28 protein-coding genes and 2 pseudogenes are annotated in these 26264 nt (G+C 62.5%); 21 read left to right on the top strand and 9 right to left on the bottom strand.

Annotated elements, in window-relative coordinates:
* The first annotated feature begins 26 nt into the window (after positions 1-26).
* From eutC to N2315_04155, 15 genes and pseudogenes are all read left to right on the top strand, one after another.
* The gene (gene eutC, locus N2315_04225) at positions 27-845 is read left to right on the top strand and encodes an ethanolamine ammonia-lyase subunit EutC (protein MCX7828399.1); all 819 of its coding nucleotides are present in this window, start codon (positions 27-29) and stop codon (positions 843-845) included.
* Between the two features lie 26 nt (positions 846-871).
* Entirely contained in the window at positions 872-1525 is a 654-nt protein-coding gene (eutL, locus tag N2315_04220; GenBank protein MCX7828398.1) for an ethanolamine utilization microcompartment protein EutL, read from the top strand.
* A 46-nt stretch (positions 1526-1571) separates the two neighbouring features.
* A pseudogene (locus N2315_04215) lies at positions 1572-1844 on the top strand (BMC domain-containing protein).
* A 298-nt stretch (positions 1845-2142) separates the two neighbouring features.
* Positions 2143-3615, top strand: coding sequence for an acetaldehyde dehydrogenase (acetylating) (locus tag N2315_04210; protein MCX7828397.1), 1473 nt, complete (start codon positions 2143-2145; stop codon positions 3613-3615).
* A gap of 84 nt (positions 3616-3699) precedes the next feature.
* On the top strand, positions 3700-3993 hold the full coding sequence (locus tag N2315_04205; GenBank protein MCX7828396.1) for a BMC domain-containing protein: 294 nt from the start codon (positions 3700-3702) through the stop codon (positions 3991-3993).
* Between the two features lie 3 nt (positions 3994-3996).
* Positions 3997-4656, top strand: coding sequence for a phosphate propanoyltransferase (locus N2315_04200; GenBank protein MCX7828395.1), 660 nt, complete (start codon positions 3997-3999; stop codon positions 4654-4656).
* On the top strand, positions 4653-5513 hold the full coding sequence (eutJ, locus tag N2315_04195) for an ethanolamine utilization protein EutJ (protein ID MCX7828394.1): 861 nt from the start codon (positions 4653-4655) through the stop codon (positions 5511-5513). The genes N2315_04200 and eutJ overlap by 4 nt, the downstream gene beginning before the upstream one ends.
* 18 nt (positions 5514-5531) lie before the next feature.
* A complete protein-coding gene (locus N2315_04190) occupies positions 5532-6191 on the top strand; it encodes a hypothetical protein (protein ID MCX7828393.1) in 660 nt (219 codons plus the stop codon).
* A complete protein-coding gene (locus tag N2315_04185; GenBank protein MCX7828392.1) occupies positions 6188-6460 on the top strand; it encodes a EutN/CcmL family microcompartment protein in 273 nt (90 codons plus the stop codon). The genes N2315_04190 and N2315_04185 overlap by 4 nt, the downstream gene beginning before the upstream one ends.
* A gap of 43 nt (positions 6461-6503) precedes the next feature.
* On the top strand, positions 6504-7616 hold the full coding sequence (locus N2315_04180) for an ethanolamine utilization protein EutH (GenBank protein MCX7828391.1): 1113 nt from the start codon (positions 6504-6506) through the stop codon (positions 7614-7616).
* 88 nt (positions 7617-7704) lie between these two features.
* Positions 7705-8199 (top strand): cupin domain-containing protein, encoded by a 495-nt coding sequence (locus tag N2315_04175; protein MCX7828390.1) that lies wholly within the window; start codon positions 7705-7707, stop codon positions 8197-8199.
* A 28-nt stretch (positions 8200-8227) separates the two neighbouring features.
* The gene (locus N2315_04170; GenBank protein ID MCX7828389.1) at positions 8228-8992 is read left to right on the top strand and encodes a hypothetical protein; all 765 of its coding nucleotides are present in this window, start codon (positions 8228-8230) and stop codon (positions 8990-8992) included.
* Positions 8993-9021: 29 nt separating this feature from the next.
* Entirely contained in the window at positions 9022-10452 is a 1431-nt protein-coding gene (eutA, locus tag N2315_04165) for an ethanolamine ammonia-lyase reactivating factor EutA (protein MCX7828388.1), read from the top strand.
* Between the two features lie 23 nt (positions 10453-10475).
* On the top strand, positions 10476-11804 hold the full coding sequence (locus tag N2315_04160) for an SLBB domain-containing protein (GenBank protein MCX7828387.1): 1329 nt from the start codon (positions 10476-10478) through the stop codon (positions 11802-11804).
* 13 nt (positions 11805-11817) lie between these two features.
* Positions 11818-12366: a BMC domain-containing protein gene (locus N2315_04155; protein MCX7828386.1), complete on the top strand. Its 549-nt coding sequence runs from the start codon at positions 11818-11820 to the stop codon at positions 12364-12366.
* 59 nt (positions 12367-12425) lie between these two features.
* Here N2315_04155 and N2315_04150 read toward each other — a convergent pair whose 3' ends face one another.
* From N2315_04150 to N2315_04125, 6 genes are all read right to left on the bottom strand, one after another.
* The gene (locus N2315_04150) at positions 12426-12947 is read right to left on the bottom strand and encodes a EutP/PduV family microcompartment system protein (protein ID MCX7828385.1); all 522 of its coding nucleotides are present in this window, start codon (positions 12945-12947) and stop codon (positions 12426-12428) included.
* A complete protein-coding gene (locus N2315_04145) occupies positions 12902-13240 on the bottom strand; it encodes a BMC domain-containing protein (GenBank protein ID MCX7828384.1) in 339 nt (112 codons plus the stop codon). The genes N2315_04150 and N2315_04145 overlap by 46 nt, the downstream gene beginning before the upstream one ends.
* A 76-nt stretch (positions 13241-13316) precedes the next feature.
* Entirely contained in the window at positions 13317-13763 is a 447-nt protein-coding gene (locus N2315_04140; protein ID MCX7828383.1) for an MOSC domain-containing protein, read from the bottom strand.
* Positions 13750-14202 carry a Fe-S cluster assembly scaffold protein NifU gene (nifU, locus tag N2315_04135; protein MCX7828382.1) on the bottom strand — a complete coding sequence of 151 codons (453 nt, stop codon included), beginning with the start codon at positions 14200-14202 and terminating at the stop codon, positions 13750-13752. The genes N2315_04140 and nifU overlap by 14 nt, the downstream gene beginning before the upstream one ends.
* 33 nt (positions 14203-14235) lie before the next feature.
* Entirely contained in the window at positions 14236-15405 is a 1170-nt protein-coding gene (nifS, locus tag N2315_04130; GenBank protein MCX7828381.1) for a cysteine desulfurase NifS, read from the bottom strand.
* Positions 15392-15856 (bottom strand): Rrf2 family transcriptional regulator, encoded by a 465-nt coding sequence (locus N2315_04125; protein MCX7828380.1) that lies wholly within the window; start codon positions 15854-15856, stop codon positions 15392-15394. The genes nifS and N2315_04125 overlap by 14 nt, the downstream gene beginning before the upstream one ends.
* Positions 15857-16057: 201 nt before the next feature.
* Between N2315_04125 and phnD the strand changes: the two genes are divergently transcribed.
* Positions 16058-17782: a phosphate/phosphite/phosphonate ABC transporter substrate-binding protein gene (gene phnD / locus N2315_04120; protein MCX7828379.1), complete on the top strand. Its 1725-nt coding sequence runs from the start codon at positions 16058-16060 to the stop codon at positions 17780-17782.
* 149 nt (positions 17783-17931) lie between these two features.
* On the opposite strand, the gene N2315_04115 is transcribed toward phnD, so the two are convergent.
* The 3 genes and pseudogenes from N2315_04115 to N2315_04105 form a co-directional block, all read right to left on the bottom strand.
* The gene (locus N2315_04115; protein ID MCX7828378.1) at positions 17932-18486 is read right to left on the bottom strand and encodes a nitroreductase family protein; all 555 of its coding nucleotides are present in this window, start codon (positions 18484-18486) and stop codon (positions 17932-17934) included.
* Between the two features lie 34 nt (positions 18487-18520).
* A pseudogene (locus tag N2315_04110) lies at positions 18521-18934 on the bottom strand (peptidylprolyl isomerase).
* Between the two features lie 115 nt (positions 18935-19049).
* Entirely contained in the window at positions 19050-20264 is a 1215-nt protein-coding gene (locus N2315_04105) for a GGDEF domain-containing protein (GenBank protein ID MCX7828377.1), read from the bottom strand.
* Positions 20265-20382: 118 nt separating this feature from the next.
* Here N2315_04105 and N2315_04100 point away from each other — a divergent pair, with 118 nt between their 5' ends.
* The 5 genes from N2315_04100 to N2315_04080 all read left to right on the top strand — a co-directional run.
* Positions 20383-21567, top strand: a complete 1185-nt coding sequence (locus N2315_04100) for an NADP-dependent malic enzyme (protein MCX7828376.1) — start codon at positions 20383-20385, stop codon at positions 21565-21567.
* The gene (locus tag N2315_04095; protein MCX7828375.1) at positions 21557-22153 is read left to right on the top strand and encodes a DNA-3-methyladenine glycosylase I; all 597 of its coding nucleotides are present in this window, start codon (positions 21557-21559) and stop codon (positions 22151-22153) included. The genes N2315_04100 and N2315_04095 overlap by 11 nt, the downstream gene beginning before the upstream one ends.
* Positions 22143-23990, top strand: coding sequence for a hypothetical protein (locus tag N2315_04090; GenBank protein MCX7828374.1), 1848 nt, complete (start codon positions 22143-22145; stop codon positions 23988-23990). The genes N2315_04095 and N2315_04090 overlap by 11 nt, the downstream gene beginning before the upstream one ends.
* A gap of 69 nt (positions 23991-24059) precedes the next feature.
* The gene (locus tag N2315_04085; protein MCX7828373.1) at positions 24060-25325 is read left to right on the top strand and encodes a class II fructose-bisphosphate aldolase; all 1266 of its coding nucleotides are present in this window, start codon (positions 24060-24062) and stop codon (positions 25323-25325) included.
* A gap of 183 nt (positions 25326-25508) precedes the next feature.
* On the top strand, positions 25509-26264 hold a 756-nt coding region (locus N2315_04080; GenBank protein MCX7828372.1), incomplete at its 3' end, for a cache domain-containing protein.

Here is a 26264-nt window from a genome sequence, read left to right as displayed (position 1 = left end):
GGTCCCGGGAGGCGGGGCAGGAGGGTGTGAAGGAGCCCCAGGCCACCAAGGCGCCGGGGGGCAGCCTTCAGGATCTGGAGGCGGAGGCCCTGCCCGATATAACCCAGCTGGACATAAGGAAGCATTGTCTTGTGCCGGAGCCCAAGGACCCTAAGGCCCTCATGGCGATGAAGGAGAAGACCCCCGCCAGGCTGGGGGTTTGGAGGGCGGGGCCCCGCTACAAGACCGACACGCTGCTGCGCTTTAGGGCGGACCATGCCGCCGCCCAGGACGCGGTGTTCAGCGACATATCCGACGAGTTCCTTAAAGCCAACGACCTTAAGTTGGTCCAGACCCTCTGCTCCGACAAGGACCAGTTTCTGACCAGGCCTGACCTGGGGAGGAGGTTCTCCGAGGAGGCCAAGGGGGTGATCAAGTCCATGGTGCCCCAGCCTCCCAAGGTGTTGGTCTACCTGTCCGACGGGCTCAGCACCACCGCGGTGGAGGCCAACGGCATGGACACCTTCAAGGCCATATCCCAGGCGCTGGAGGCCACGGGGATCAAGCTGCCCAAGCCCTTCTTCGTGAAGTACGGCAGGGTTCCCGCCATGGACGTCGTATCCGAGGTTACCGGCGCAGAGGTGGTCTGCGTGTTGATCGGCGAGAGGCCCGGATTGGTCACCGCGGAGAGCATGTCCGCCTACATAACCTACCGGGGCACCGTTGGCATGCCCGAGGCCAGGCGTACGGTGGTGTCCAACATCCACCGGGGAGGCACCCCGGCGGTTGAGGCGGGGGGCTACATAGGGGAGATCATCCGGCTGATGCTGGACAAGAAGGTAAGCGGGATAGATCTTAAGCTTTAAAACGAGCCCTTAAGGAGGGAAGGAAGATGAAGGGAGATCCCCTGAAGGCGAGGCTTTTGAGCGTAAAGATAATTCCCAACGTCAACCCCGACATGGCATCGGCCCTGGGCCTTAGGCCCGACCAGAGGAGCCTTGGCATGGTCACCGCTGACAGCGACGACGTGACCTACACCGCCCTGGACGAGGCCACCAAGAAGGCGGACGTGGAGGTGGTGTACGCCAAGTCCTTCTACGGCGGGGCCGCGAATGCCAACACGAAGCTGGCGGGGGAGATCATCGGGATAATAGCGGGCCCCAACCCCGCGGAGGTCCGCAGCGGGCTCAACGCCATAGCGGATTTTATAGAGAACGAGGCGTGGTTCGTGTCCGCCAACGACGACGACACCATACCTTACTACGCCCACTGCATATCCAGGACCGGCAGCTACCTCTCCAAGGTGGCGGGGATAAAGGAGGGGGAGGCCCTGGCTTACCTGATAGCCCCTCCGTTGGAGGCCATGTACGCACTGGATGCGGCGTTGAAGGCCGCGGACGTGAGGCTGGCGGCTTTCTACGGCCCTCCTTCGGAGACCAACTTTGGCGGGGGTTTGCTCACCGGTTCCCAGTCCGCCTGTAAGGCCGCCTGCGACGCCTTCGCCCAGGCGGTGATATTCGTGGCCGAGAACCCGCTGCTCTTCTAGGGTCCGGGCTCTGGGAGTGGCCTGCCCAATGGGATGGGACGGCGGCATCACGGGCAAGGCCCTCGGCATGGTGGAGGTGTTTGGGATGCTGGGGGCGGTGGAGGCGGCGGATTCCGCCCTTAAGGCCGCGTCGGTGACCCTGTTGGGTGTCCGCAAGGTCAAGGGGGGGATAGTAACCGTTTTGCTGGCCGGCGACGTGGCCTCCGTCAGGGCCGCGGTGGACGCGGCCGCCGCCTCGGTGGAGAAGCTTCGGGTAGGCATGAGGTGGGTGCACGTCATACCCCGCCCTCACCGGGAGGTTTGGCAGATGCTGGTTCCGGCCCCTGGCGGCCAGGAAGTTCCACCCTCCGGCGGGAGTGAGCCGGCGGAGGAAACCGATTCAGCCCATGGGTTCCTGGTGGATCCTAATGGTGGAGGCGAAGCCTCAGTTCCCATTAGCCCCCAAAAGGAGGCTTCCCCTTCGGACCGTGAGCTGGAGGCAATGACGGTGATGGAGCTTAGGAGGCTTGCGAGGTCCCTCCCCGTGGGGATGAGCAGGAAGAGGATAAAGTTCGCCTCTAAGGAGGAGCTTTTGCGGGAGATAAGGTCGTTTATGGGAGAGGGAGGAGGTGATGGCGGTGCAGGTTAGGGACAGGGATCTCATGTCGATCCAGGAGGTAAGGGACTTGGTTGCCAGGGCTAAGGGGGCCCAGCGGGTCCTAGCCTCCATGGGGCAGGATGAGATCGACCGGCTGGTGGCGGCGGTCTCCAGGGCTGGGGTTGAGAACGCGGAACGGCTTGGGCGGATGGCCCACGAGGAGACCGGTTACGGCAAGCCCGAGGACAAGCGTCTTAAGAACCTCTTCGCCGCCAGGGACGTATATGAGGCCATAAAGGGCATGCGCACCGTGGGGATCATAAGGGAGGACCCGGCGGGCAGGCTGTTTGAGGTGGCGGTGCCGGTGGGGGTTGTGGCGGGGCTCATCCCATCCACGAACCCCACCTCCACGGTGATATTCAAGGCCATGATAGCTTTGAAGGGGGCTAACAGCATCATCTTCTCCCCCCATCCCAGCGCCAGGAACTGCATCATGGAGACCGTGAAGGTGCTCTCCAAGGCGGTGGAGGAGGCGGGAGGACCCGAGGGGGTGTTCGGCTGCATGTCCATGGTCACTCCCCAGGGTACCCAGGAGCTGATGAGGCCTGAGAACGTGTCCCTGATCCTGGCCACCGGAGGGGCCGCCATGGTGAGGGCGGCTTACAGCTCCGGCACCCCCGCCATAGGGGTGGGGCCCGGGAACACCCCGGCCTTCATAGACCGCACCGCGGACATCCAAAGGGCGGTGTCCCGGATAATGGAGAGCAAGACCTTCGACTACAGCACCATCTGCGCCTCCGAGCAGTCCGTGGTGGTGGACCGCGTGGTGGAGCAGGAGGTAAGGCGGGAGTTCGTCCGCCAGGGTGGATACTTCCTACCCCCGGAGGACGCGGCCAAGGTGGCGAGGACCATATTCCAGCCCTCGGGGCTCATGAACCCCAGGACCGTGGGCAGGAGCCCGGAGTTCATCGCCAGGGAGGCGGGGATAAGCATCCCGGAGGGCACCCGGCTGCTCCTGGCGGAGGGGCAAGGGGTGGGGAAGGAGTACCCCTTCTCCCAGGAGAAGCTGTGTCCCGTGCTGGCCTTTTACTCAGAGGAGGGCTGGGAGAGGTGCTGCGAGCTGTGCATAAGGCTTCTGGACTTTGAGGGGGCGGGGCACACCTTGGCCATACACTCCAACGACCAGGAGGTCATACGCCAGTTTGGGCTCAAGAAGCCGGTTTCCAGGGTGATAGTGAACGCCGGTTCCTCCCTGGGGGCCGTGGGGGCCACCACGGGGCTTTTCCCCTCCATGACCTTGGGGTGCGGCGCCGCGGGGCACAACGCCACCTCCGACAACGTGGGGCCAATGCACCTCATAAACGTAAGGCGGGTGGCCTGGGGCACCAAGGAGATAGGGGACCTCAAGGGGGCTCCTTCCCGCGAGGCGGGATTGGCGGTAGACCGGGATTGCCAGTTGGAGGAGTTGGTGGACAGGATAGCGGATCGGCTTCTCAAGCGCCTGGGGCATTGAGATGCCCGGCTGAGGGTTTGAAGTGGTTGCGGTTCGGCTGTGTTTAATAAATCTTAAAAGGGGGTAGTGAAGATGAGCAACAACATGCAGGCGCTGGGCATGATAGAGACCAAGGGGTTGGTTGGAGCGGTGGAAGCGGCGGATGCCATGGTGAAGGCCGCCAACGTCACGTTGATAGGCAAGGTCATGGTGGGTGGCGGGCTGGTCACGGTGATGGTAAGAGGCGACGTGGGTGCGGTGAAGGCCGCCACTGACGCGGGGGCTGCGGCGGCCAGCAAGGTTGGGGAGCTGATCTCGGTGCACGTGATCCCGCGGCCCCACCCGGAGGTGGAGTTCATACTTCCGAGCTTGGACCAGTCGAAGCCCCAGGGGGCGTAGGCCATGGTGAGCCCGAGGGAGGGGGCGGGTCCGCTGCCGGATGGGCTTGACCTGGATGCCCTGGCGGAGCGGGTGTTGTGGGCCTTGAGGGGGCGGATATCCTTTGAGGTGGAGGCCTCGGGCAGGCACGTCCACCTCAGCGCCCCCCACGTGGAGGCCCTCTTCGGCAAGGGGGCTTCCCTTTCCCCCGAGCGTCCCCTTTCCCAGCCGGGCCAGTTCTTGTGCTCCCAGAGGGTGACCCTTGTGGGGCCAAAGGGGGACATGCGGAACGTGGCGGTCCTTGGGCCGGAGAGGGATAGGACCCAGGTGGAGGTGTCCATGACCGACGCCTTGAACCTTGGCATATCCCCTCCGGTCAGGGACTCGGGGGACCTCCGCGGCAGCGCCTCGTTGGTCATAAGGGGCCCCAACGGGGAGGTCCGGTTGGACGAGGGGGTCATAGTGGCCCACAGGCACGTCCACATGACCCCCGATGACGCCATTCTTTTGGGGGTAAGGGATGGAGATCGTGTAAAGGTGAGGGTTAATGGGGGGCGTCCCGTGATCTTTGAGGAAGTGCTGGTCCGGGTCTCCCCCAAGTACAGCCTTGCCATGCACATAGACTACGACGAGGCCAACGCCTGTGGGTATAGAAAGGGTGTAAGGGGGAACATAGTGCCATGACCGATCCTGGCCGTTGCTTGGAGGTTCCGCCGCTTATCCGCCGGGTGGACGTCCTCTTGGAAGAGGCTTTTAGGACTAGGGAGGAGCCCCTTAGTAGCTTCGTCCCTCCCCTCCGGGTTGGGGTGGACCTTGGGACCGCCTCCATAGTGCTGGTGGTGGTTGATTCACAGGGGCGGCCGGTGTCGTGGGATATGGAGGAGGCCTCGGTGGTCCGGGACGGCTTGGTGGTTGACTTCGCCGGGGCTTCCCGGATAGTCCGGGGGCTTAAGGCCCTGCTGGAGGAGCGCATCGGAACGGAGCTTTGCGACGCCGCGGTGGCGGTTCCCCCCGGCACTTCCCCAAGGGACTGCGATGCCCACCGATACGTGGCGGAGGGGGCTGGATTCGAGGTGATGGAGATCCTTGACGAGCCCACCGCCGCCAACCTGGTCCTTGGGGTGGAGGACGGGGCGGTGGTGGACATAGGCGGCGGCACCACCGGCATAGCCCTCTTCAAGGGAGGCGAGCTGGTGTCCGTGACCGATGAGCCCACCGGTGGTACCCACGTGTCCCTGGTCATCGCCGGCAACCGGGGGATAGCCTTTGAGGAGGCGGAGGCGTTGAAGCGGGATCCAAGGGTTCAGCCGGAGCTTATCAGCGTGGTCAAGCCGGTGTTCCAGAAGATGGGCACCATAATAAAGCGCTTTATCCAAGGAGCTGGGGCCGAGGACCTGTTTCTGGTGGGGGGCACGTGCTCGTTCCCGGGGATGGAGCGGGTGATAAGCTCGGAGGTTGGGCTGCGGGCCTTCGTGCCGCGCCGTCCTTTTCTCGTAACTCCCCTTGGCATAGCCATGGGATGCCCGATTGAAGGGCGTTGAGCTTTGGGGGTGATCCTTTTGGATCAAGCTAGGTTGATAGACGCGGTGGTTAAGGAGGTAATGAGGCGGCTTGAGGGGGGATGCTCCGGAGGAGGCGGGTTCCTTGTGCTGGGGGAGCCCGGCAGCCTACCGTCCTCCTGGGGGGGCGATCTGGTGTTTATGGGGGAGGCCCTGGGGGCGGAGGGCTTTGACCGCCTGTTGGTCCCGAGGCTGGATCAATGCCAGCTGGTGGCGTGTTCCTTGGGCATGTGGTGCGATGCCGTGTCAAAGGCCCTCGTGGGGGGCCTTTCCCGGGGGGCGGAGGTGTTTCTTCTGAAGGAAGCCCTTGGGTGGATGGATCTTCTACCACCCCAAGAACCCCTTGGTAAGCATTACCGGAGCTGCCTTGAGCGGCTTTGTTCCTTCGGGGTCCGGCTGGTTTCGTCCCCGTCGGAGATTGCGGGGGTTCCCTTACATGTGGCCTCGGCCCCGGGCGATGCTATCGTTGAGGCAGAGAGGGATGAGAAGGGGGCCCTGGATCTTCGGGGGATGCGGCTTATATCGGAGAGGGAGATAAAGGATCGGTGCCCGGAGGGTTGCAGGGAGATACTGGTGGATGCCAAGGCCATAATAACCCCCCTGTGCATGGATCTCCTGAGGGTCAAGGGGATTGATGTGGTGAGGGGGTGCGGCGGTTGATAATAGCCAAGGGGGTGGGCAACGTTTGGGCCACCAAGAAGGACGAGAGCCTGAACGGCCTTAAGTTCTTCGTGGTACAGCCGGTGAAGTCCGGTCCTGGGGGAGGTTTTGTGGCGGTGGACGCCGCCGGGGCCGGCATAGGGGATCACGTGTTGGTGTCCCAGGGCAGTTCCGCGAGGATGGTTTTCGACCGGGAGCACGTGCCGGTGGATGCGGTGATAGTGGGGATCATAGACTCGGTGGAGGTGGATGAGTCGCTCTTGGGGTGATGCCACCTTGGGGTTAACTGTGGGGATATGGAGGTGAACGCTCATGGGTATCAACGATATCATCCTCTACGTGATGACGGGTTTCATGGTCTTGGGAGCCGTGGACAAGGCGTTCTTGGGCAACAAGATGGGGTTGGGTGAGAAGTTCGAGGAAGGGTTCATGGCCATGGGATCTCTGATGTTGGCCATGGGAGGTGTTATCACCATAGCCCCCATGTTGGCGGAGTTGCTCAAGCCCATAATAGTTCCCCTTTACAGGATGATGGGCGCGGATCCCGCCATGTTTGCCACCACCCTTTTGGCCTGCGACATGGGGGGGTATCCTTTGGCCATGAAGATGGCCCAGAACCCCCAGGTGGGACGCTTCGCTGGGATCATTCTTGGAGCCATGATGGGGCCCACCATCGTCTTCTCCATACCGGTGGCCCTTGGGATCATAGAGAAGAAGGATCACGCCGCCCTGGCCAAGGGCATACTGATAGGCATGGTCACCATACCCCTTGGTTGTTTTGCGGGCGGGCTTTTGATGCTGAACAAGGAGTTCCCCTTCAACGTCATGTTGATGAACCTGATCCCGGTGGTCCTCTTCTCGGTGCTCATAGCGGCGGGTTTGAAGATGATACCGGAGGCTATGATCAAGGGGTTTATCGTGTTTGGCAAGGGGGTTGTGTCGGTTATAACCATAGGGCTTGCGATGGGGATAATAGAGGCCCTCTCCCCCTTCCGGTTTTTCCCCGAGGGGTCCCCATTTGCTTTGGCGCCCCTTTCGGAGGCCATCGGGGTGATCGGGGCCATAGCCATAGTGCTTGCGGGGGCCTTCCCGATGGTGGCGGTCATAACCAAGGTGTTTAAAGAGCCCCTCATGGCCTTTGGCAAGAGGCTTGGCATGAACGACGTCTCCGCCGCCGGGATGGTAGCCACCTTGGCGAACAACATCCCCATGTTCACCCTGATGAAGGACATGGACGAGAGGGGCAAGATAATAAACGTGGCCTTCTCGGTCAGCGCCGCCTTTGTGTTCGGCGATCACCTGGGGTTCACCGCCGGGGTTGAGCGGGGGCTCATATTGGCCATGATAGTGGGCAAGCTGGTGGGCGGCATAACTGCCGTTATCCTGGCCTGCAAGTTCACCCCTGCCAATGGAGAGGCGAAGTAAGAGGGTATGGATGTTTTCCGATCCTCTCCCGGGTCTTATAGGTGGGGACCGGAGGGGATGGCGTTATAGGAGTTCTTTGCGCAGGCCGTTGGCTTCTTACGACGGAGCCGATGAGGGGGTGTGCCGTTTGGACAGGGAAGAGCTCAAATCCATGATACGGGAAGTCATTAAGGACCTTTTGTCGGAGGGTGGATCAGGGGAGGAGAAGGCATCCTTTGAGAAGCGGGTGGACCCAAGCGGCGTGCTCTCCGTAAGGCTGGGGACGGTGAAGCCCGAGAGGTTTGACACCGGAAAGGATTCGGACCGGGTGTTCCTCAAGGACGTTCTCACCCTTGAGGAGAGCCCGAGGCTCGGTTGCGGCGTTATGGAGATGGAGAGGAGCGCCTTCAAGTGGACCTTGAGATACGATGAGATAGACTACGTCATAGAGGGTACCTTGGAGATAGTGGTGGATGGCCGTAGGGTGGTGGGCAACAAGGGGGATGTGATATACATCCCCGCCAACAGCACCATACACTTCAGCACCCCTGATTTCGTGAGGTTCCTTTACGTGACCTACCCTGCGGACTGGGCCTCCCAGTGAGGCGATTGGGGGGATCTCCTTGAAGCTTGTGACCGAGCAGGATCTTCGGGCCCAGATAGGGGGGAAGGACGTCCGCCGGTACGTGGTGGATCGGGGGACCATAGTGACCCCATCGGCGAGGCAGTACCTGTCGGACCGTAAGATAGAGCTGGTGATCGGGGATTCCGCCGGGGAGCTGGGGGGCGGGGTAGCGTCGGCGCCATCCCCCGCGGCGGGGTCTTCGGAAGCTGCATCTGCCCGTTTCGTGGGCCCCGATGGGGGTGTTTTGGCCCATAAGCCGGAGCACATGACCCACCTCCACGGCAACCGGTTGGTTAACAAGGGGCATCCGGTGATAGCCTTCAGGGGGAAGCTGGACTTACTTCAGGCGGAGGTCATAGCCCTGCAGGCCTTGGCCTTTGAGGAGGGCAATCAGGGTCTGGCGGAGGGCTTGGAGGATTTCCTCACCGTCATAAGGTCCATCTTGAGGGCCGAGGTGACCGGTTCGCCGGTGGAGGAGACGCCGCTGCTTGGGCATGACTGGGACGCCCTTCGGAGCATGTCCCACAACCCAAGGAAGGCCTTTGGCAGGGGGCACATAAGGCCCCACTACTCGATGGGGCGGATATGCTGCGGTTTGAACCAGCTTAGGGCTAGGACCCGGGAGGCGGAGTTGGCGGCCTTTGCGGCCTTTTACAGGGAGGACCAGGGACTTTTGAGGCAGGACATAGTGAGGGCCCTTAACCGGTTGAGCAGCGCCTTTTACGTGGCAATGTACATGAACCTTCCCGCCGGTTACGACAAGGAGTATTAGAGGCGCGGGAATCACGGAGGTTGGTGGACTTGTCGGACCGTCTTGCCAGCGTAGGCATCGATATAGGCACCACGACCACCCAGCTGGTCTTCAGCGAGCTGATAATAGATGAGGGCGGCGGGTTTGGCGCCGTGCCCCGGGTTGCGGTGGTGGAGAAGAGGGTGACGTACAGGAGCGGCATATATTTTACCCCCCTCCTCTCGCCGGTTGCCATAGACGCGGAGGCGGTCCGACGGATCGTGGAGATGGAGTATCGACTTGCGGGCATGTCGAGGGAAGATGTGCACGCCGGGGCGGTGATAATAACCGGCGAGACCGCCCGTAAGGAGAACGCCCAGGCGGTTTTGGAGAGCATGGAGGGGCTGGCGGGGGATTTCGTGGTGGCCACCGCCGGGTCGGATCTGGAGGGTATCTTGGCCGGCAAGGGGTCCGGGGCGGAGGCCCTATCCCGCTCCCAGGGGTCGGTGGTGGCCAACGTGGACATGGGCGGCGGCACCTCCAACGCGGCGGTTTTCAGCTGTGGGGAGGTGTGGGACACCTCGTGCCTTAACGTGGGAGGCCGGTTGATAAGGGTTTCGAGCGGCGGCAGGGTGGAGCACGTGTCTTCCTCCATAAGGCCCCTTTTAAGGTCCATGGGGGTTTTGCTGGAAGAGGGGGATTTTCTGGACCTTGAGACGGCCAACGCCATATGCGCCAGGATGGCGGGGCTTTTGGACGAGCTGTTTGGGCTGGTTCCAAGGACCTCTTTGCTCATGGAGATGCTTACCTCCCACGACTTGAGGGATCCGGGCGTCAAGTTGGATGGAGTCTTGATATCCGGCGGGGTGGGGGACTGCGTATACGGCGGCGACCACCTGGAGCCCTTCGCCTACGGGGACCTTGGGGTGCTGCTTGGAAGGGCGGTGAGGGGCACCCGGCTTTTCTCGCTGGGCGGCGGTGTAAGACCTAAGGAGACCATAAGGGCCACCGTCATAGGGGCGGGCAGCCACTCGGTGGAGCTCAGCGGCAGCACCATAGGTTTCAGCGATCAGGCGGTTTTCCCCTTAAGGAACATGCCCATACTGAAGCTTACCCGGGCGGAGGAGGAGGGGTGTCTATCCCAGGCTTTGAGGGACAAGGTCCTTTGGTTTATCGATTCCCAAGGGGCCCATCAGACCGTTGCCTTTGCCTTTAGGGGGATTGAGAACCCCACGTTTGAGCAGGTTCAGCGGATGGCGGAGAGCATAATAGAGGGCCTTCGGGGTTACCTTATGGGAACCGATGTTCTTGTGGTGGTGTTGGAACGGGACATGGGGAAGGCTTTGGGGTACGCCCTTTCCAGCAGGCTGCCCGAGGGAGTGAAGGTTATAAGCCTTGACGGGGTCAAGGTGGGCAATGGGGATTACATAGACATAGGCCGTCCCCTTGCGAAGGGCCGGGTGCTTCCGGTGGTGATAAAGACGCTGGTGTTCGGCTCTTGAGGATTGAGCTGGGAGGGGTTCCTATGGAGGATCTTCTTGTCAGGATAAGGGATGCGGGGGTGGTGGGAGCTGGGGGGGCTGGATTCCCCACCCACGTAAAGCTCAAAGGGGCCTTTGAACACCTGATACTGAACGGGGCGGAGTGCGAGCCCCTGCTTGAGGTGGATCAGCTTTTGGCTGCGGCCCGGGGAGAGGAGCTCCTTAAAACCATGTACCTTCTGGTCTCTGCCTTGGGGGCCAGGGAGGGAGTTCTTGCGTTCAAGGGCAAGTACAAGAGGGCTTTGGATTTGATTGGTTCGGCCGTGGGCAGGTATCCCGGCCTTAGGCTTCACGTCCTGCCCAACGTGTACCCCGCGGGGGATGAGCAGGTTTTAGTTTACGAGGCCATAGGGAAGATAGTCCCCGAGGGGGGCATACCTCTGGAGGTAGGGGCAGTGGTTATGAACGTGGAGACTATGTACAACGTGTCAAGGGCTCTGGAAGGGTTTCCCGTCACCCACAAGTACCTGACCGTTTGCGGCGAGGTGGCGGAGCCCGCCACCATAAGAGTTCCGGTGGGGATCTCCTTTGCCCAGGCGGTGGAGGTGTGCGGAGGGGCTTTGGTGAAGGACTGGGTGGCCATAGACGGGGGGCCCATGATGGGCAAGGTGGTGGAGGATCCCTCGGAGCCGGTGGTTAAGACTACCAAGGGGATAATAGTGCTTCCCAGGGATCATCCCCTGGTGGTCTCCAAGATGAGGAAGCTGCCGGAGATGATGAGGCTAGCCAAGACCGCGTGCTGTCACTGCATGCTGTGCACGGACCTTTGCCCCCGATACCTTTTGGGGCACAAGCTGAGGCCCGACAAGCTGATGCGTCTTGCGGCGTACAACGACACCTGTGAGAGGGATGCGGCGTCCACGGAGGCCTTCCTGTGCTGCGAGTGCGGCATGTGCGAGGTGGCCTGCGTCATGGGTCTTCAGCCCTGGAAGCTTAACCGGGAGCTGAAGCTCAGGATGTCCAGCCTGGGGATAAGGAATCCTCACAGGAGCGCTCCTAAGGATGTCAATCCTTTCCGTAAGTACCGGGGATTCCCGGCGGGCAAGCTTTTAGGACGCCTGGGGCTTGGAAAGTACGGGGCGGTACATACGGAGTTGGGGGAGTCCGTGGAGTTCCCATGGGGGCGGTTGGTGTTGAAGTTTAAGCAGCACATAGGGGCTCCGGCGGTTCCGGTGGTTTCCCCCGGCGATACGGTGCGTCAGGGGCAGCTGGTGGCCAGCCCCGATGGAGAGGTATCCGCCGGGGTTCACGCCCCCTTGCCCGGCGTGGTGTCGGAGGTGCTGGGGGATCGCATGGTGATACAGGTATCGTAAGGGGGTGCTGTTTTTGAGCTTAGCCATAGGTCTTATGGAGTACAAGACGGTGCCCAAGGGGGTGGAGGCGGCGGACGCCATGCTCAAGGCTTCGGAGGTCCGTCTTCTGTTCTCCTCCCCCATATGTCCAGGCAAGTACGTGAGCATAATATCCGGCGAGGTGGACGCGGTGAGGACCGCGGTGAACAAGGCGGTTCTGGTGGGAGGGATTTTCACCGTGGACTCCCACGTGCTTCCCAACGTGCACCCATCGGTCATACCGGCCTTGACCGGCACCGCCGATTTTGGGGGGGTGGAGGCCCTGGGGCTGGTGGAGACCATATCCGCGGTGGCGGCCATAACCGCCGCTGACGTGGCGGCTAAGGCGGCTTCGATAAACCTGTTGGAGGTTCGGATAGCCCGGGGCCTTGGGGGCAAGGGGTTCGTGGTGTTCACCGGGGACCTTGGAAGCGTTGAGGCCTCGGTCAGGGCCTGTGAGAAGCGGTTGGGCGACGAGGGCGGCGTGGTGAGCTCGTCGGTGATAGCCTCCCCCCACAGGGATCTGGTGGCGGCCCTTATGTGATCCTGCGGGGCCTTAGTTTTTCACCTTTGAGGGGCGGGCTGTAGGGCCCGCCCTTTGCGTCATTCCACCGTTGGCACCTCAGGGGGTTGTTGATCGAAGATGCCATGGGCCATTATGTGGCCCTTGAGGTCTTCCATACCGTGCCCTGTGACCGAAGACACCCTGAAAACCTTGGATACCCCGGCGCTTTTGAGCTCCCCTTCCGCCTTAAGCAACAGCTCCTCGGAGGCCAGGTCCGCCTTGGTCACCACCCCGATGGATGGGGCTCTGAGGGCCCTGGTGAACATGGAGGGGAATCGTACGTGTCTTGTGGGATCCGCCACCAGCAAGATGAGGGCCGCCTTTGTGGATGACGTTATGAGGGCGTGGTAGAAGCGCGGTATCTCGAAGAACTCGCCTGGGGTGTCCACCGCCTTGGAGGAGAAGCACACCGCCTCGGTTTTGCAGGACGTTTCGCACAGGCCAAGGCACTTGAGCAGGGTGGTCTTCCCCGCTCCAGAGGGGCCTATGACCATTATCCTATGGTGGGGGTTCATTAGGTCCTGGTGATGGGGGCCGGCGTAAAGCCCAGCACCGACCACAGGGTGCGCACCGCGTTTTCAAGGGAGCTCTCCACCGCCGCCACGTCTCCGGTGAAGAGCACGCAGCCGGTGAAGCGGTCGATGAAGTCCATCCTCACGTCCCCGGACTTGGATGCTATGTCCGCGGCGATGATGGCTCCCTCGCCGGGGGTTATGGTCATTATCCCTATGGCCCCCACCTTTTCGACCCCCACAAGGGAGCACAGCTCCGGCCTTGGGTTGCATATCATGTGGGCCAGCGTTACCTGCTTGCCGGGGACGTATTCCTGAATGACCCGTTTCTTATCCTCCAACCCCTCACCCCCCTGTGGGTTTTAAATTTAAAAACCGCCCCCCAGGGTCCGCGCAGGGAGCCCCGGGGGGTGGATCTTAGGCTTCTAAAACCCTTACCGCATCCCCTTCCCGCACCAGCCCGGAGCGGAGCACCCGGCAGAAGATGCCCCGTCTTGGCATGATGCAGTCCCCGGTGGCGTGGTAGATCTGGCAGCGGGTGTGGCACTCCTTGCCTATCTGGGTGACCTCAAGAAGGGCCTCTCCCACCTCCAGCTTGGTCCCAACCGGGAGGGATGGAAGGTCTATGCCGCTTATGCCGATGTTCTCCCCGAAGCTGCCGTTCCTCACGGTGGAGAGCTTCTGGGCCATCATGTCTATGTCCTCCTGGGCCAGCAGGCTCACCTGCCGGTGCCAAGAGCCTGCGTGGGCGTCCCCCTCAAGGCCGAAATCGGCCTTGAGCAGCGCCTCCCCAACTCGATCCTTCACGGTGCCCTTCTCCCTGGACGTGCATACCGCTGTGACCTTGCCCTCAATCGGCGGCACGGCTATCGCTCCCCTCGTGGTGGTCGTGGTCGGAGAAGCACACCCCCCCGTTCTGGGCGGGGGCCTCTCCCCGCTTGCGCCGCAAATGGTCCTCTATGGCGGCCTTTATGCCCTGCTCCGCCAGCAGGGAGCAGTGCACCTTCTCCGGCGGAAGGCCTCCAAGGGCGTCCGCCACGTCCTTGTTGGTCACCTGAAGGGCCTCCTGGATGGTCTTGCCCTTCACCATCTCGGTGACCATGGAGCTGGTGGCTATGGCGGCGGCGCAGCCGAAGGTCTGGAACTTTATGTCCTCTATTTTATCATCCCTTATGCGGAGGTATATCTTCATCACGTCTCCGCACTTGGGGTTCCCAACCTCCCCGACGCCGTCTGGGTTTTCCATCTCTCCCACGTTCACCGGGTTCATGAAGTACTGTATCACCTTTTCGGAGTAAGCCATGGTATCATCTCCTCTTTATTTTCATCCCCTACGCTAGGCCTTGTAGGGGGACATCTCCCGCAGGGTCTTAACTATGGGGGGTAGGGTTCTTATAACGTAGTCCACGTCGTCCTCGGTGGTGTCCTTGCCCAGGGTGAGCCTCAAGGACCCGTGGGCGGTCTCGTGGGAGAGCCCTATGGCCAGCAGCACGTGGCTTGGGTCCAGGCTTCCGGAGGTGCAGGCGGAACCGCTGGAGGCCCCTATGCCGGCGAAGTCCAGCCGGAGCACCATGGCCTCCCCCTCTATGCGGGGTATGCAGAAGCTGGCGTGGAAGGGAAGGCGCCTTTCGGGGCTTCCGGTGAGGAAAGAGTCGGGCACGTTGTCCAGCACCCCGCGGATCAGGCGGTCCCTCAGGGCCGCCTCCCTTAGGTGCTCCCCTTCGGCTAGTCGCTGGGAGGCCATCTCAGCCGCCACCCCAAAGCCCACCACGAGGGGCACGTTCTCGGTGCCGGACCTCAAGCCGAACTCCTGGCCGCCGCCGTGGATCAGGGGGGTTAGCCTTAAGCCCTTTCGGACGTAGAGGGCCCCTATGCCCTTGGGGCCGTACATCTTGTGGGCCGCCATGGTGAGCATGTCCACCGGCAGGGACTTCACGTCCAGGGGCACGTGACCCGCCGCCTGCACCGCGTCGGTGTGGAAGAGGACGCCCCGGTCCTTGCATATGGCCCCCAGCTCCTCTATGGGCTCCACGGTGCCTATCTCGTTGTTGGCCATCATGATGGACACCAGGGTGGTGTCGTCCCTGATGGCGGACTTGAGGTCCTCAGGGTTCACGAAGCCCTCCCGGTCCACCGGAAGGATCGTGACGTCGAAGCCGTTCTTCCCCAGCCACTTGAAGGCGTCCAGCACCGCGTGGTGCTCGATGGCGCTGGTTATGATGTGCCGTCCCTTGTCCTTGAGGGTCCAGGCGGCTCCCTTTATGGCCAGGTTGTCCGCTTCGCTCCCGCCGCCGGTGAATACGATCTCCTTGGGGTCCGCCCCTATGAGGGACGCCACCTGCTGTCTTGCGGCGTCCATGGCGGATCTGGTGTGCTTGCCCCACCGGTGGAGGCTGTTTGGGTTCCCGTACTGATCGGTGAAGTACTGCATCATGGCTTCCGCCACCTTAGGATCCACCGGAGTGGTGGCGGAGTGGTCCAGGTACACTGTTCTACTGGGGTTCATGCGAGGGTCCTCCCTTCGATTTTAGCTGCTCCCCCGACGCGGGGGGTATGTTTTGGTCTAATAGATCCTGAAAGGTGGTGCGGTCGTAGACCTCCTCCAGGGCCGCCTTGGCCCTCTCCCAAAGGGGGCGGAAGCTGCATCGGCCGTTCAACTGGCACCGGTTCTCCCCCACGAGGCATTCCACGGGGGAGAAGGGGCCTTGAACTCCCCGGATGACCTCCCCAACGGAGATCTCCCCCGGCGGCTTGGCCAGGGAGTATCCCCCGTCCTTGCCCCGGTGGGACTTGACGTACCCCAGGGACTTTAGAAGCCCCAGGATGCCCTCCAGGAACTTCTTGGGTATCCCCTGGGACTGGGCTATCTGGGCTGTCTTAAGCGGCCCGGAGGAGTAGTGGACGGACAGCTCGTAGAGGGCTCTTAGGGCGTACTGGCACTTCTGGTTTATGGCCATCCAAACACCACCATCTCTATCGTTTTGGTAGATATTACACCCCTTCCTAAGACAAGTAAAGCCCCTTCGATGCCATGGCGATTGAAGGTATCCTTTATATTGTTTAGAATCCTTTGGAAGCGTTAATAACGGGACCTTCCCAAGAGAACCTTAAGAGAGGGATAGATCCGGGCCCCCATATATGAGGAGGTTTTCTTTGCCATGTCTTCGGAGGACAGGTCCGTGGTGTCCATGTTGCTTGACGCGGTGGAGGAGATGGGGCTTAAGCTGCAGCAGTCCTTCTTTGACGCGGCGTTGCAGGGCAAGGCGGCGGAGGAGTTGAGGAGAGGGGTTATGTCCATAAGGGACAGGATGTCCGCCATGGGGGAGAGGATGAGGAAGGTATCCGGGGAGGTTTTAAGCCTTTCGGGGGAGCTTAAGCGGCTGGAGGAGTTCTCCGAGGAGGCGTCCCGGACGGAGGCAAGGGCTAAGGACCTCATCCAGGGGGCCCTGTCGGACATGTCGAGGATGGATGGTTTCCTGTCCCAGCTGGAGCGGGCCGCCCGGGCCAACGAGGAGCTTTTGGATGGCCTGGTGGAGGCGGCGGACCAGGTGAGCGCCCTCCTTTCTCAGATAGGCCGGGTCACCAGACAGACCCAGATGCTGGCGTTGAACGCCGCCATAGAGGCCGCCCGGGCTGGGGAGGCGGGGCGGGGTTTCTCCGTGGTGGCCCGGGAGGTGGGCAACCTGGCCCTCTCCACCCAGGACATAGCCAAGCGGATAGACGAATCCATGGGGGACCTTAGGGTTAAGCTGAAGGAGGTTTCCGCCGCCATGGAGCGCACCAGGGACGGCCTTTTGGAGGGTAGCTCGGTCATGAGGGCCACGTCGTCGTCGGTGGAGCAGGCGGGCTCCGCGGCCTTGGAGCTTGGGAGGCGCCTTAGGGAGATGACGTGCATGGTGCTTGCCCAGTCCAAGCTGGCGGAGGGTCTTGCCCTGAGCACCTCCGCCGTGGCGGAGGACGCGTCGTCGGGGGCGTCGGAGGCCCAGGGCATGGACAGGCTCTTGTCGAAGGAGGCCCAGTCCGCCGCTAAGCTCACGGAGAGTCTAAGGCGCATGGGACTCAGCGTAGAGGAGCTTCAGAGGAGGGTGCTGGCCGTGAGGCCAGAGGATGAGCTTTGGGTGGGTTTTACGCCCTTCACGTCCCCGGAGGAGATAAGGGCCTCATACGGCCCCATCGTGGAGAGGCTGGCTGAAAAGCTCGGCCGGCGGTGCCGGGTCTTCGTCTCCCATGACTACGGCTCCCTTGGGGAGGGGCTGAGGGAAGGACGTTTTGACGTGGCCTGGTTTTCGCCTCTTGCGTACGTGGTGGCGGCGGAGAAGGTGCCAATGAGGGTGCTTGGGATCCCGAAGGTAAAGGGCCGCCCCTCTTATAGGGGGCTCATAATAGCCCGGAAGGACCTAGGCCTAAGGGGCCTTTCGGACCTCAAGGGCAGGCGGTTCGCCTTTGTGGACGCCTCAAGCGGCTCCGGATACCTTTACCCTAGGGTGCTGATGGCCAAGTCCGGGCTGGATCCCAAGCGGGACCTGGGGGAGGTCCGGTTCCTTGGTACCCACGACCGGGTGATAGACGCGGTGTTGTCCGGAGAGGTGGACGCGGGGGCCACCTACACCGACGCCTGGGATGGGGCGGCCAGGAAAAAGGACCTTTCCCCTCTTGTGGTGCTGGCCACCACCGATGAGATCCCAAAGGACGCGGTGGCGGTGCGGGCGGACCTTGACGGGTCCTGGGCTAAAAGCATCGCCGACGCCCTGTTGTCCCTTGGGCCCGACGATCCCGCGGCGGGGAGCGCCATGGGAAGCCTTGGGATAGACGGCTTCGTCAAGGGGGATGACTCCATGTACCACGTCATCCGGGAGGCCCGCCGGGCCGGGGCCTTAACGTAACGGGCCTTGGGCCGCGGTGTCTTCTTAAGGCTTGGTTGAGCCTGGCGCCCAAGCCCCGTAAGCCTGTTGCGGGACGCAGAAGGCCGCAAGGGCCCGGGGCTGTTCCCCGGGCCCTTGTGGTTATGTGGGACGTCTTCCCCTGCAGTGGCCTATAGGAGCCTTGCCAGCTCCTCCAGGGGTTTTCGGACCCGTTTGGGTTGGGCGAACCCCTCGGGGGGGTATCCAAGGGCCAGCATGAAGAGGGGTCTAAGCCCCCTCTCGAGCTTCAGAAACCGGGCGACGGCCTTGAAGTTGAAGAACCCTATCCAGCAGCTCCCCAAGCCCTCGCTTTGGGCCTGAAGCACGAAGTGCTCCGCCGCCACCGCGGCGTCGCAGGGGGCGAAGGGCACGCCGCCTATGAACTGCCCGATCCGGGCGGTCCAGGGCAGGGGGGACGAGGCCACCACCACCAGGGCGGGGGCGGCCTTTGCGAAGGAGTTCATGCCGTAAGGGCCGCCGAAGGCGGCTTCCCCTAGCAGCTCCACCACCTCCCGGCGGTTGGCCATGAATAGCCGCCAGGGCTGACCGTTGCAGGACGAGGGAGCAAGCCGCGACGCTTCGGCGCAACGAAGGAGCACCCCGTCCTCCACCGGGCGGCTGGAGAACTTTCTCAAGCTGAACCGTTCCCTGGCGAGATCCAGGAAGCTCCCGTAGGGTCCCGTCACGGCATCCGCCCCCTTCCCAGGCCTTTGTCTTTCGCTACCGCCGGTCTATCTCCACCAGGGTTATGCGGAAGTTGAGGTCCTTCCCCGCCAGCGGGTGGTTGGCGTCCAGAGTGACCATCTGCTCGTCCACGGCGCAGACCGTGGCGGCCATGTCCTCCCCCGAGGGGAGGCTAAGCCGAACCACCATGCCCTCCTCGGGCTCGAATGGGAACGCCTCCCGCTGGACGTTGAACACCAGCTCCTCGCTCCAGGGACCGTAGGCCTCCCCGCAGGGGATGTTGACATCCTTGCTCTCCCCCTCCGCCATGCCAATGACCGCGGAGTCGAAGCCGCTTATGACCGCGCCGGACCCCACCACGAACTCCAAGGGCTCCCTGCCCTCAGAGGAGTCGAAGACGGTGCCGTCATCCAGCGTGCCCTCGTAATGAACCCTTACCCGGTCGTTCTTCTCCACCTTAAGCCCCATCATATCACGTCCTTCCTTTGGGCCTTCGGGCCTTGGGCAATGGTAACAGCAAAACCGCTTTTTAGCCACCGCCCCGGGTGATGAGGGCCTTAAGGGGTCAATAGCTGTGCATGGCCTCTTCCGGCGCCTTTGGCCCTCCCTGTTCCGGCATAAGGGGTGCCGCCCCAAAGGGGTTCCCCGGCCGGTAAACCTCAACCCGGTTGCGTCCTAACCGTTTGGCCAGGTACATGGCGGCGTCGGCGTCGTTGATGAGGCCGTGGACGTTCTTGTGGTCCTTCATCTGAGCAAGGCCTATGCTCACGGTGTACGATATGCCCATGACGGAGCTCCGCCGCACCTCTTCTATCAGGGCATCCGCCAGGGCTAAGGCCCTGGGGTGGTCCGCGTCGAGGATGAGGGCCGCGAACTCCTCGCCGCCGTAGCGGCACGTGGTGTGGCACGCCAGCACCTTTCGTATTATGAAGGCCAAGTCCGATATGACCTCGTCTCCGGCGCTGTGGCCGTAGGTGTCGTTTATATCCTTGAAGTTGTCTACGTCTATCATCATGGCCCAAAGGGGCGTCCCGTTGGAACGGGCCCGCTGGAACATCTCGCCGCCGATGCGGATGAAGGCCCTGCGGTTGTACAGGTGCGTGAGCCCGTCCTGGTCCGCCAGGACCCGCATCTGCTGGATGGCCCATTCCTTCTTGAGGAGTCCGTAGGATATGGCGCTCACGGTGGATATGCCGAAGGCGGCCAGTATGGAGGCCACCTGGGGCAGCGATGGATCCGTGAGGCGGTACAGGCTTATTCCCGTAAGCCACCATGCCCTCCAGCAGAGCACCGCCGCCGCGGCGCCGTAGGAGGCGGATAGCACCATTCTAAGGGGGGACGTCTTAGGGGCGGAGAAGAACATGTAGGAGCTCACCGCCATGAGGCTCCCGTGGATTAAGGTTCCTATCATCATCACCTGGTCCCGCCGCAAGGCCCCTGGGAGCTCCAGGAGCACCGTCCCCACGAAGGAGGCCAGAATGGCCACCGCCGCCCGGCGAAACCAGCGGGGTGTGGGCCTTGAGAGTTTAACCAACGTGGTGGCGTCCAGGCATATGCCGGCGAACATGACGGAGTTGCCCACGCTCACGGACATCCAGTCCGGGAGCACGTCCCTGTAGAATATCATGGACCACCCGAGGATCTGGAGAACCCTCCCCAGGAGGAAGCCGGAATCCCTGGCGTCCCTGTCCTTGTTGAGGTCCGCCAGAAGTGCCCCCAGGACAGCCGCCTGGACCGTCAGGAACGCCAGTATCAAGCTGTAGGGGTCCGCCGCTCGCAAGTAACCATCCTCCCCGCGCTGCTATAACTGTAAGTATAACCCCTGTGGTAGGGTTGATAAACATTTGATTTTTCATCATCCTTGGCGTAGCTTTACATCGGAAGGAGTGATGTTCCCAATGAGCGACGTTTACGAGAGGTCGGTGGAGCTCCACAGGGCCCACCGGGGCAAGATATCCGTTCAGAGCCGGGTGCCCCTCAGGACCCGGGAGGACCTTTCCCTTGCCTACACCCCGGGGGTGGCGGAGCCCTGCAGGATCATAGAGAAGGACCCCGAAGAGGCTTATGAGCTGACCTCCAAGGGAAACACCGTGGCGGTGGTGACCGACGGCAGCGCGGTGTTGGGCCTTGGGGACATAGGTCCCTTGGCGGCGCTGCCGGTCATGGAGGGCAAGTGCTGTCTCTTTAAGTCCTTCGCCGGGTTGGACGCATTTCCCCTCTGCGTTGACGAGCGGGATCCCGACGCCTTCGTGGAGGTGGTCTCCAAGGTGTCGGTATCCTTTGGGGGTATAAACCTGGAGGACATCTCTGCCCCCCGGTGCTTTGAGATAGAGCGGAAGTTGCAGGACAGGCTGGACATCCCGGTGTTCCACGACGACCAGCACGGCACCGCGGTGGTGGTGGCGGCGGGGCTAATCAACGCCCTTAAGCTCCGGGGTACCCCACTTCGGGACTGCCGGGTGGTGATGAACGGCATAGGCGCCGCGGGGTCCGCCATAGCGGAGATGCTGATGCACCTTGGGGCTCAAGACATGGTCCTTTGTGACCGGTACGGCGTCATGGACCCTTTGGACCCAAGGCTCTCGGACCGCCAGCGGGAGCTTGCCCAAAGGACGAACCCCTCCCATGTCAAGGGGAGCCTGGAGGATGCACTCAAGGGGGCGGACGTTTTCATCGGGGTCTCAAAGGGAGGGCTGCTCAGCGGGGATTCCGTCCGGTCCATGGGGGAGCGGCCGGTGGTGTTCGCCATGGCTAACCCCACGCCGGAGATATTTCCCCACGAGGCCAAGTCCGCCGGGGCCTTCGTGGTGGCCACCGGCAGGAGCGACTTCCCGAACCAGGTTAACAACTGCCTTGGGTTTCCCGGCATATTCAAGGGGGCCTTGTCGGTGAGGGCGTGCCAGATAAATCAGGAGATGAAGCTGGCCGCCGCCATGGCCATAGCGGCGGTGGTGGAGGATTCCCTGGAGCCGGACCGGATAATCCCGGACCCCTTGGACGTCCGGGTGGTTCCCGCGGTGGCCCGGGCGGTGGCGGAGGCTGCGGTGAGGACCCAGGCGGCCCGGGTGTCCCATGGGGGATGAAAGGGTAAGGTGCTGCTGGGCCCTTAAGGACCCGCTGTACATCGAATACCATGACCGGGAGTGGGGAACTCCCGAGAGGGACGAGGTCAAGATCTTCCAGCACCTCTGCCTTGAGGTGTTCCAGTGCGGGCTTTCCTGGCTGCTCATATTGAAGAGGAGGCCCTTCTTGATGGGGGCCCTCTCCGGCTTCGACCCGGTCAAGTTGGCTGAAATGGACGAAGATGGGATGATGAGGGCCCTTGAGGCGCCGTTTATGATAAGAAGCCCCCGCAAGGTCCTGGGGGTGCTGAACAACGCCAGGGCGCTGCTTTCCATGTGGGACCGGGGGCTGTCCCTATCCCATGAGGTTTGGTCCGCGGTGGGGGGGGTGACCAGGGTGAACCGCCGCAGCATATGGGAGGCCCTTCCCGCCAGCACCGAGGAGTCCAAGGCCCTCTCCCGGCGGCTCAAGTCCCTGGGGTTCGCCTTCGTTGGGCCGGTGGTTTGTTATTCCCTCATGCAGGCCGTTGGGGCGGTGGACGACCACGGGGTGGAGTGTTTCAGGCATTCTTCGAACAGGAACGGAGGTTCTGGGAATGGAGCTTAACAGGTACTGGGTGGATCTTACCTCCGGCGAGACCAGGCGGGAGAAGGTGGACGAGGTGGAGACCCGCCGGTGGGGAGGGGGCAAGGGGCTGGCCCTTCCGGTGTTGATGGAAAGGCTATCCCCCTGCGTGGACCCCTTGGGGCTCGACAACGTATTCATCCTTGCGGCGGGGCTTCTCACGGGGATGCCCTTTCACGGCATGTGCCGCTACGGCGCCTACGCCAGAAGCCCCCTGTCCTTCGGATACGGGGAGGGCGGGGGGGGGGGGTTTTTCGCCCCCGCCATGAGGTCCCAGGGGGTCGACGCCGTGGTGATGACGGGCCGGCACGGCAGGATGTGCTACCTCTGGGTGGAGGGCGGGGAGGTTTCGGTGTTGGATGGTGAGTTCCTCCGGGGCCTTGAGACCGGCGAGGTGATGGACGCCCTTTACGAGCGGCACGGCCGCTGCACCGCCGTGGTGGCGGGGCCTGCGGCGGAGAGGGGGGTCCGGTTCTCGTGCCTTGTAAACGACCTACACCACGTGAACGGCCGGGCGGGCATGGGGGCTGTCATGGCCTCCAAGAACGTTAAGGCCGTGGCGTGCCCTCCCCCTAAGGCCCTGGAGCCCAAGGACCGGGGGATGGTGGCGGAGCTTCAGCGGCTCTTCTCGGGCTGGAGGGATCATCCCGGGGCCATGGGGCTTCACCGGTACGGCACTTCCGCCACCCTGATGGGTCTTAACTCAATGGGCATGCTCCCCACCAGGAACTTCCGTGAGGGTATCTTCGAGGGGGCCCATGAGATAGGACATGAGGCCCTCACGGACCGGTACCTTTTGGACCGGGGGGGGTGTTTTGCCTGCGCGGTCCGGTGCAAGCGGGTGGCGGGCGGCGGGCGCTTCAACGCGGACCCCCGCTACGGTGGGCCTGAGTACGAGACCTTGGCGTCCTTCGGTTGCCTTTGCGGGGTGGACGACCTGGAGGCGGTGCTGAAGGCCCACGAGCTCTGCAACCGCTTCGGCCTTGACACCATTTCCTGCGGCATGTCCATAGCGTGGCTCATGGAGTGCGTGGAGGAGGGGATAGTCACATGGGAGGAGGCGAACCTGAAGGGCTTCGGCGATGCGGAGGGGATGCTCCGCATGGTGGAGCTCATAGCCTCCCGGGTGGGCATCGGCGACGTTCTGGCGGAGGGTACCTACAGGGCCGCCCGGCGCATAGGCCGGGGCAGCGAGAAGCTGTGCCTTACCATAAAGGGGCAGGAGATGGCCATGCACGACCCCAGGGGAAAGGTGGGGGTGGCCTTGGGTTACGGGGTGGCCGCCGCTGGGGCTGACCACCTTCAGGTACCCTACGACACCCTCTTTACGAACCCAGAGTCCTTCGGCTGTCAGGCGGTGAAGCCCCTTGGGATACTGGACAGCATGGACCTCACCGGTTTCGCCCCCTCCAAGGTGGCGGCCATGGCGGAGCTTTGGAAGATATGGGGGGCCATAAACCACCTGGGGGGATGTTACTTCGTCTTCGCCCCCCGGAGCTACTTCCCGCTGGAGCGGATCCCGGACCTGGTGGAGTCCATGACTGGCTGGAAGACCTCCCTCCTTGAGATATCCAAGATGGGCCACCGGGGGCACTGCGCCGCCAGGATAATAAACCGCCGCCTTGGGCTTTCGATGGAGGACGACATGCTCCCCGGGAAGATGCACCAACCCCTGCCCCACGGGCCGTTCAAGGACAGCCCCATAGACCCCGAGGAGTACCGGAAGGCCCTTATGATGTTCTACAACCTGATGGGCTGGGATGACCAGGGCAACCCCACGGAGAGCGTGAGGCTGGCGCTTGGGTTGCCTTTGGATTAAGATAAAGGGCAAAAGGCTGCACATATCGGGCCGCAGGTCCGTTTAAACAGGAAGGAGAGTGTGTTCCCCATGGTGGATGTTAACAAAAGTTCCTATAAGGAGCTGTTGAAGCGCCGGCCGTTGAACGTTCAGGCCCGTTTCGGCGGGGAGGACGTGGCTTTGGTGAGCGGCAGGGACATAGCGGAGGCCATGAAGGAGGCGGGGGCCATAGCCCTCGCGGCCAACGCCAGGAACGCGCTGGTGATAAAGGGGGTTCTCAAGGGGGCCAAGAGGTGCGGCGCCGCGGTGTACCTGGAGCTTGCCAAGTCGGAGTCCACCTACTGCGGGGCCAACTACGAGAACATACCGGAGTACGCCCTGGAGTTCTCCCGGGAGATGGGGCACGGGGTGGTCTTCGCCCTCCACGTGGACCACTACGGCATCAAGGGGGAGGAGGACGTGCTGAAGGGTGTCTTCCACCTGCAGCACATCATATCCCGGGGCTTTACCTCCGTGGCGCTGGACGCGTCGCACCTTCCGGATTACGAGAACCTCAGGGCCACCCGGGACCTGGCGGACTGGATACCCTCGGGCCTTGGCCTTGAGGTGGAGGTGGGGGAGATAAAGGGGGCGGGGGAGCTGTCCACCGTGGAGGAGGCCCTCTACTTCGTGGGAGGGCTCAACGCCTGGGGCGTTTTCCCGGACTACCTTGCCATATCCAACGGAAGCCTGCACGGCACCTACGACGCCTCCGCCGGGGTGGTGGAGGGGATAGACCTCAACAGGACCAAGGAGATAGCCGACGCCATAGCCCCCTACGGGGTGGCCATAGCCCAGCACGGCATATCGGGCACTCCCCTTGAGAAGGTCAAGGCCTTCCGCCAGTACGGCATAAGGAAGGGCAACGTGGCAACTCTCTTCCAGAACGTGGTGTTCGGCCTTGAGATGGACCAGGACACGGGCAACGCGGTCATAAGGGACGGTTCATACGTCAAGGACCCCTCCAGGGGGGTGAGCCTGGAGCTTTGGAACCGGATGGTGGAGTGGTGCGACTCCAAGGGGATGAGCCGCAAGAGCGGTGACTACAAGAAGCTGAACCTGCCGTTCCACGACGCCATAATGGAGGAGCCGGATCACGTGAAGGAGCGGATAGTGGACGAGATAGCTTGGTGGGCCGAGCGGTTCATAAAGGCCTTCGGCGCCGAGGGGACCGCCGAGAAGGTTATGGAGGTGGCCCTGCGCCGTCCGGACCACAACGCCTCCCCGGAGCGGAAGATCCTTGGGGTGAGATCCCAGTACGGGCCCGAGAAGGCCCCCAACTCCTCATCCAAGGGCGGCGGTGACTATAGCGATTAGGTTTTGGCGCAGATCCAAGGCGGGAGGGGGCTTGCCCTTCCCGCCTTGAACTTGTCAGAGTCAAAGATGTCCCCGAGGGGCATTAAGTAACAACTGTAATTAAAAATTATGCCACTACCAACAGAACCGGACAGGATGTAGTATGAGAAGCCAGGCATCATATTTTGCGGAGGGGGGCATCCTATGCGAAACCTTTCCATAGCCAAGAAGCTGTTGGTGTTGGGGTTGGGGGTAACGGTCCTCTTGGGGGCCATGGTGCTGGCGGTGGCCTATCAAAGCCACTCCATCCTGAACAACCAGGTTAACACCCTGGGGCTTGAGATGATAAACAACAGCGCCAACCAGGTGGACCAGTACTTCAGCGAGCTCAAGACCCTCACCCTCGGCATAGCAAGCGGCGCTGCGGAGCTCCTGGAGACCGGCAAGGCGGTCACCGACGACGACCTGGAGCCCATCATGGCCCGGTATTTCAAGGCCTCCGCCAAGGACCTCAACGTGCTTGAGATGTACGTGGGGCTGGAGTCCTCCGGCAAGGTGGGGACCGGCGGCGACTGGGTGGAGAAGCCCGATTACGACGCCAGGAAGCGCCCCTGGTACATCCAGGCGGTGCAGGAGGACAAGGTGGTGCTCACCGCCCCTTACGTGGACGCCAACACCGGAGGGCTGGTCATAACCGTTGCGACTCCGGTGAAGGACTCCTCCGGCAAGCGTCTTGGTGTGGCGGGCATAGACGTGGACCTGGCGGTGCTCTCGAAGATGATCACCTCCTACACGGTGTTCGGCAAGGGTTACGGGTTCCTCCTTGACCGGGAGGGCAACATAGTGTGCCACCCGAAGGCGGAGATGGTCATGAAGGAGAACATAGCCAAGCCCAGCTCCGTGATAACCCCGGAGCTGGCGGAGGCGGGGCGCAAGATGATATCCGGCGGCAGCGGCTTC

The sequence above is a fragment of the Thermanaerothrix sp. genome (assembly GCA_026417795.1).
Taxonomy (GTDB): domain Bacteria; phylum Synergistota; class Synergistia; order Synergistales; family Synergistaceae; genus Thermanaerovibrio.
This window is presented reverse-complemented; position numbering and strand designations above follow the sequence as displayed.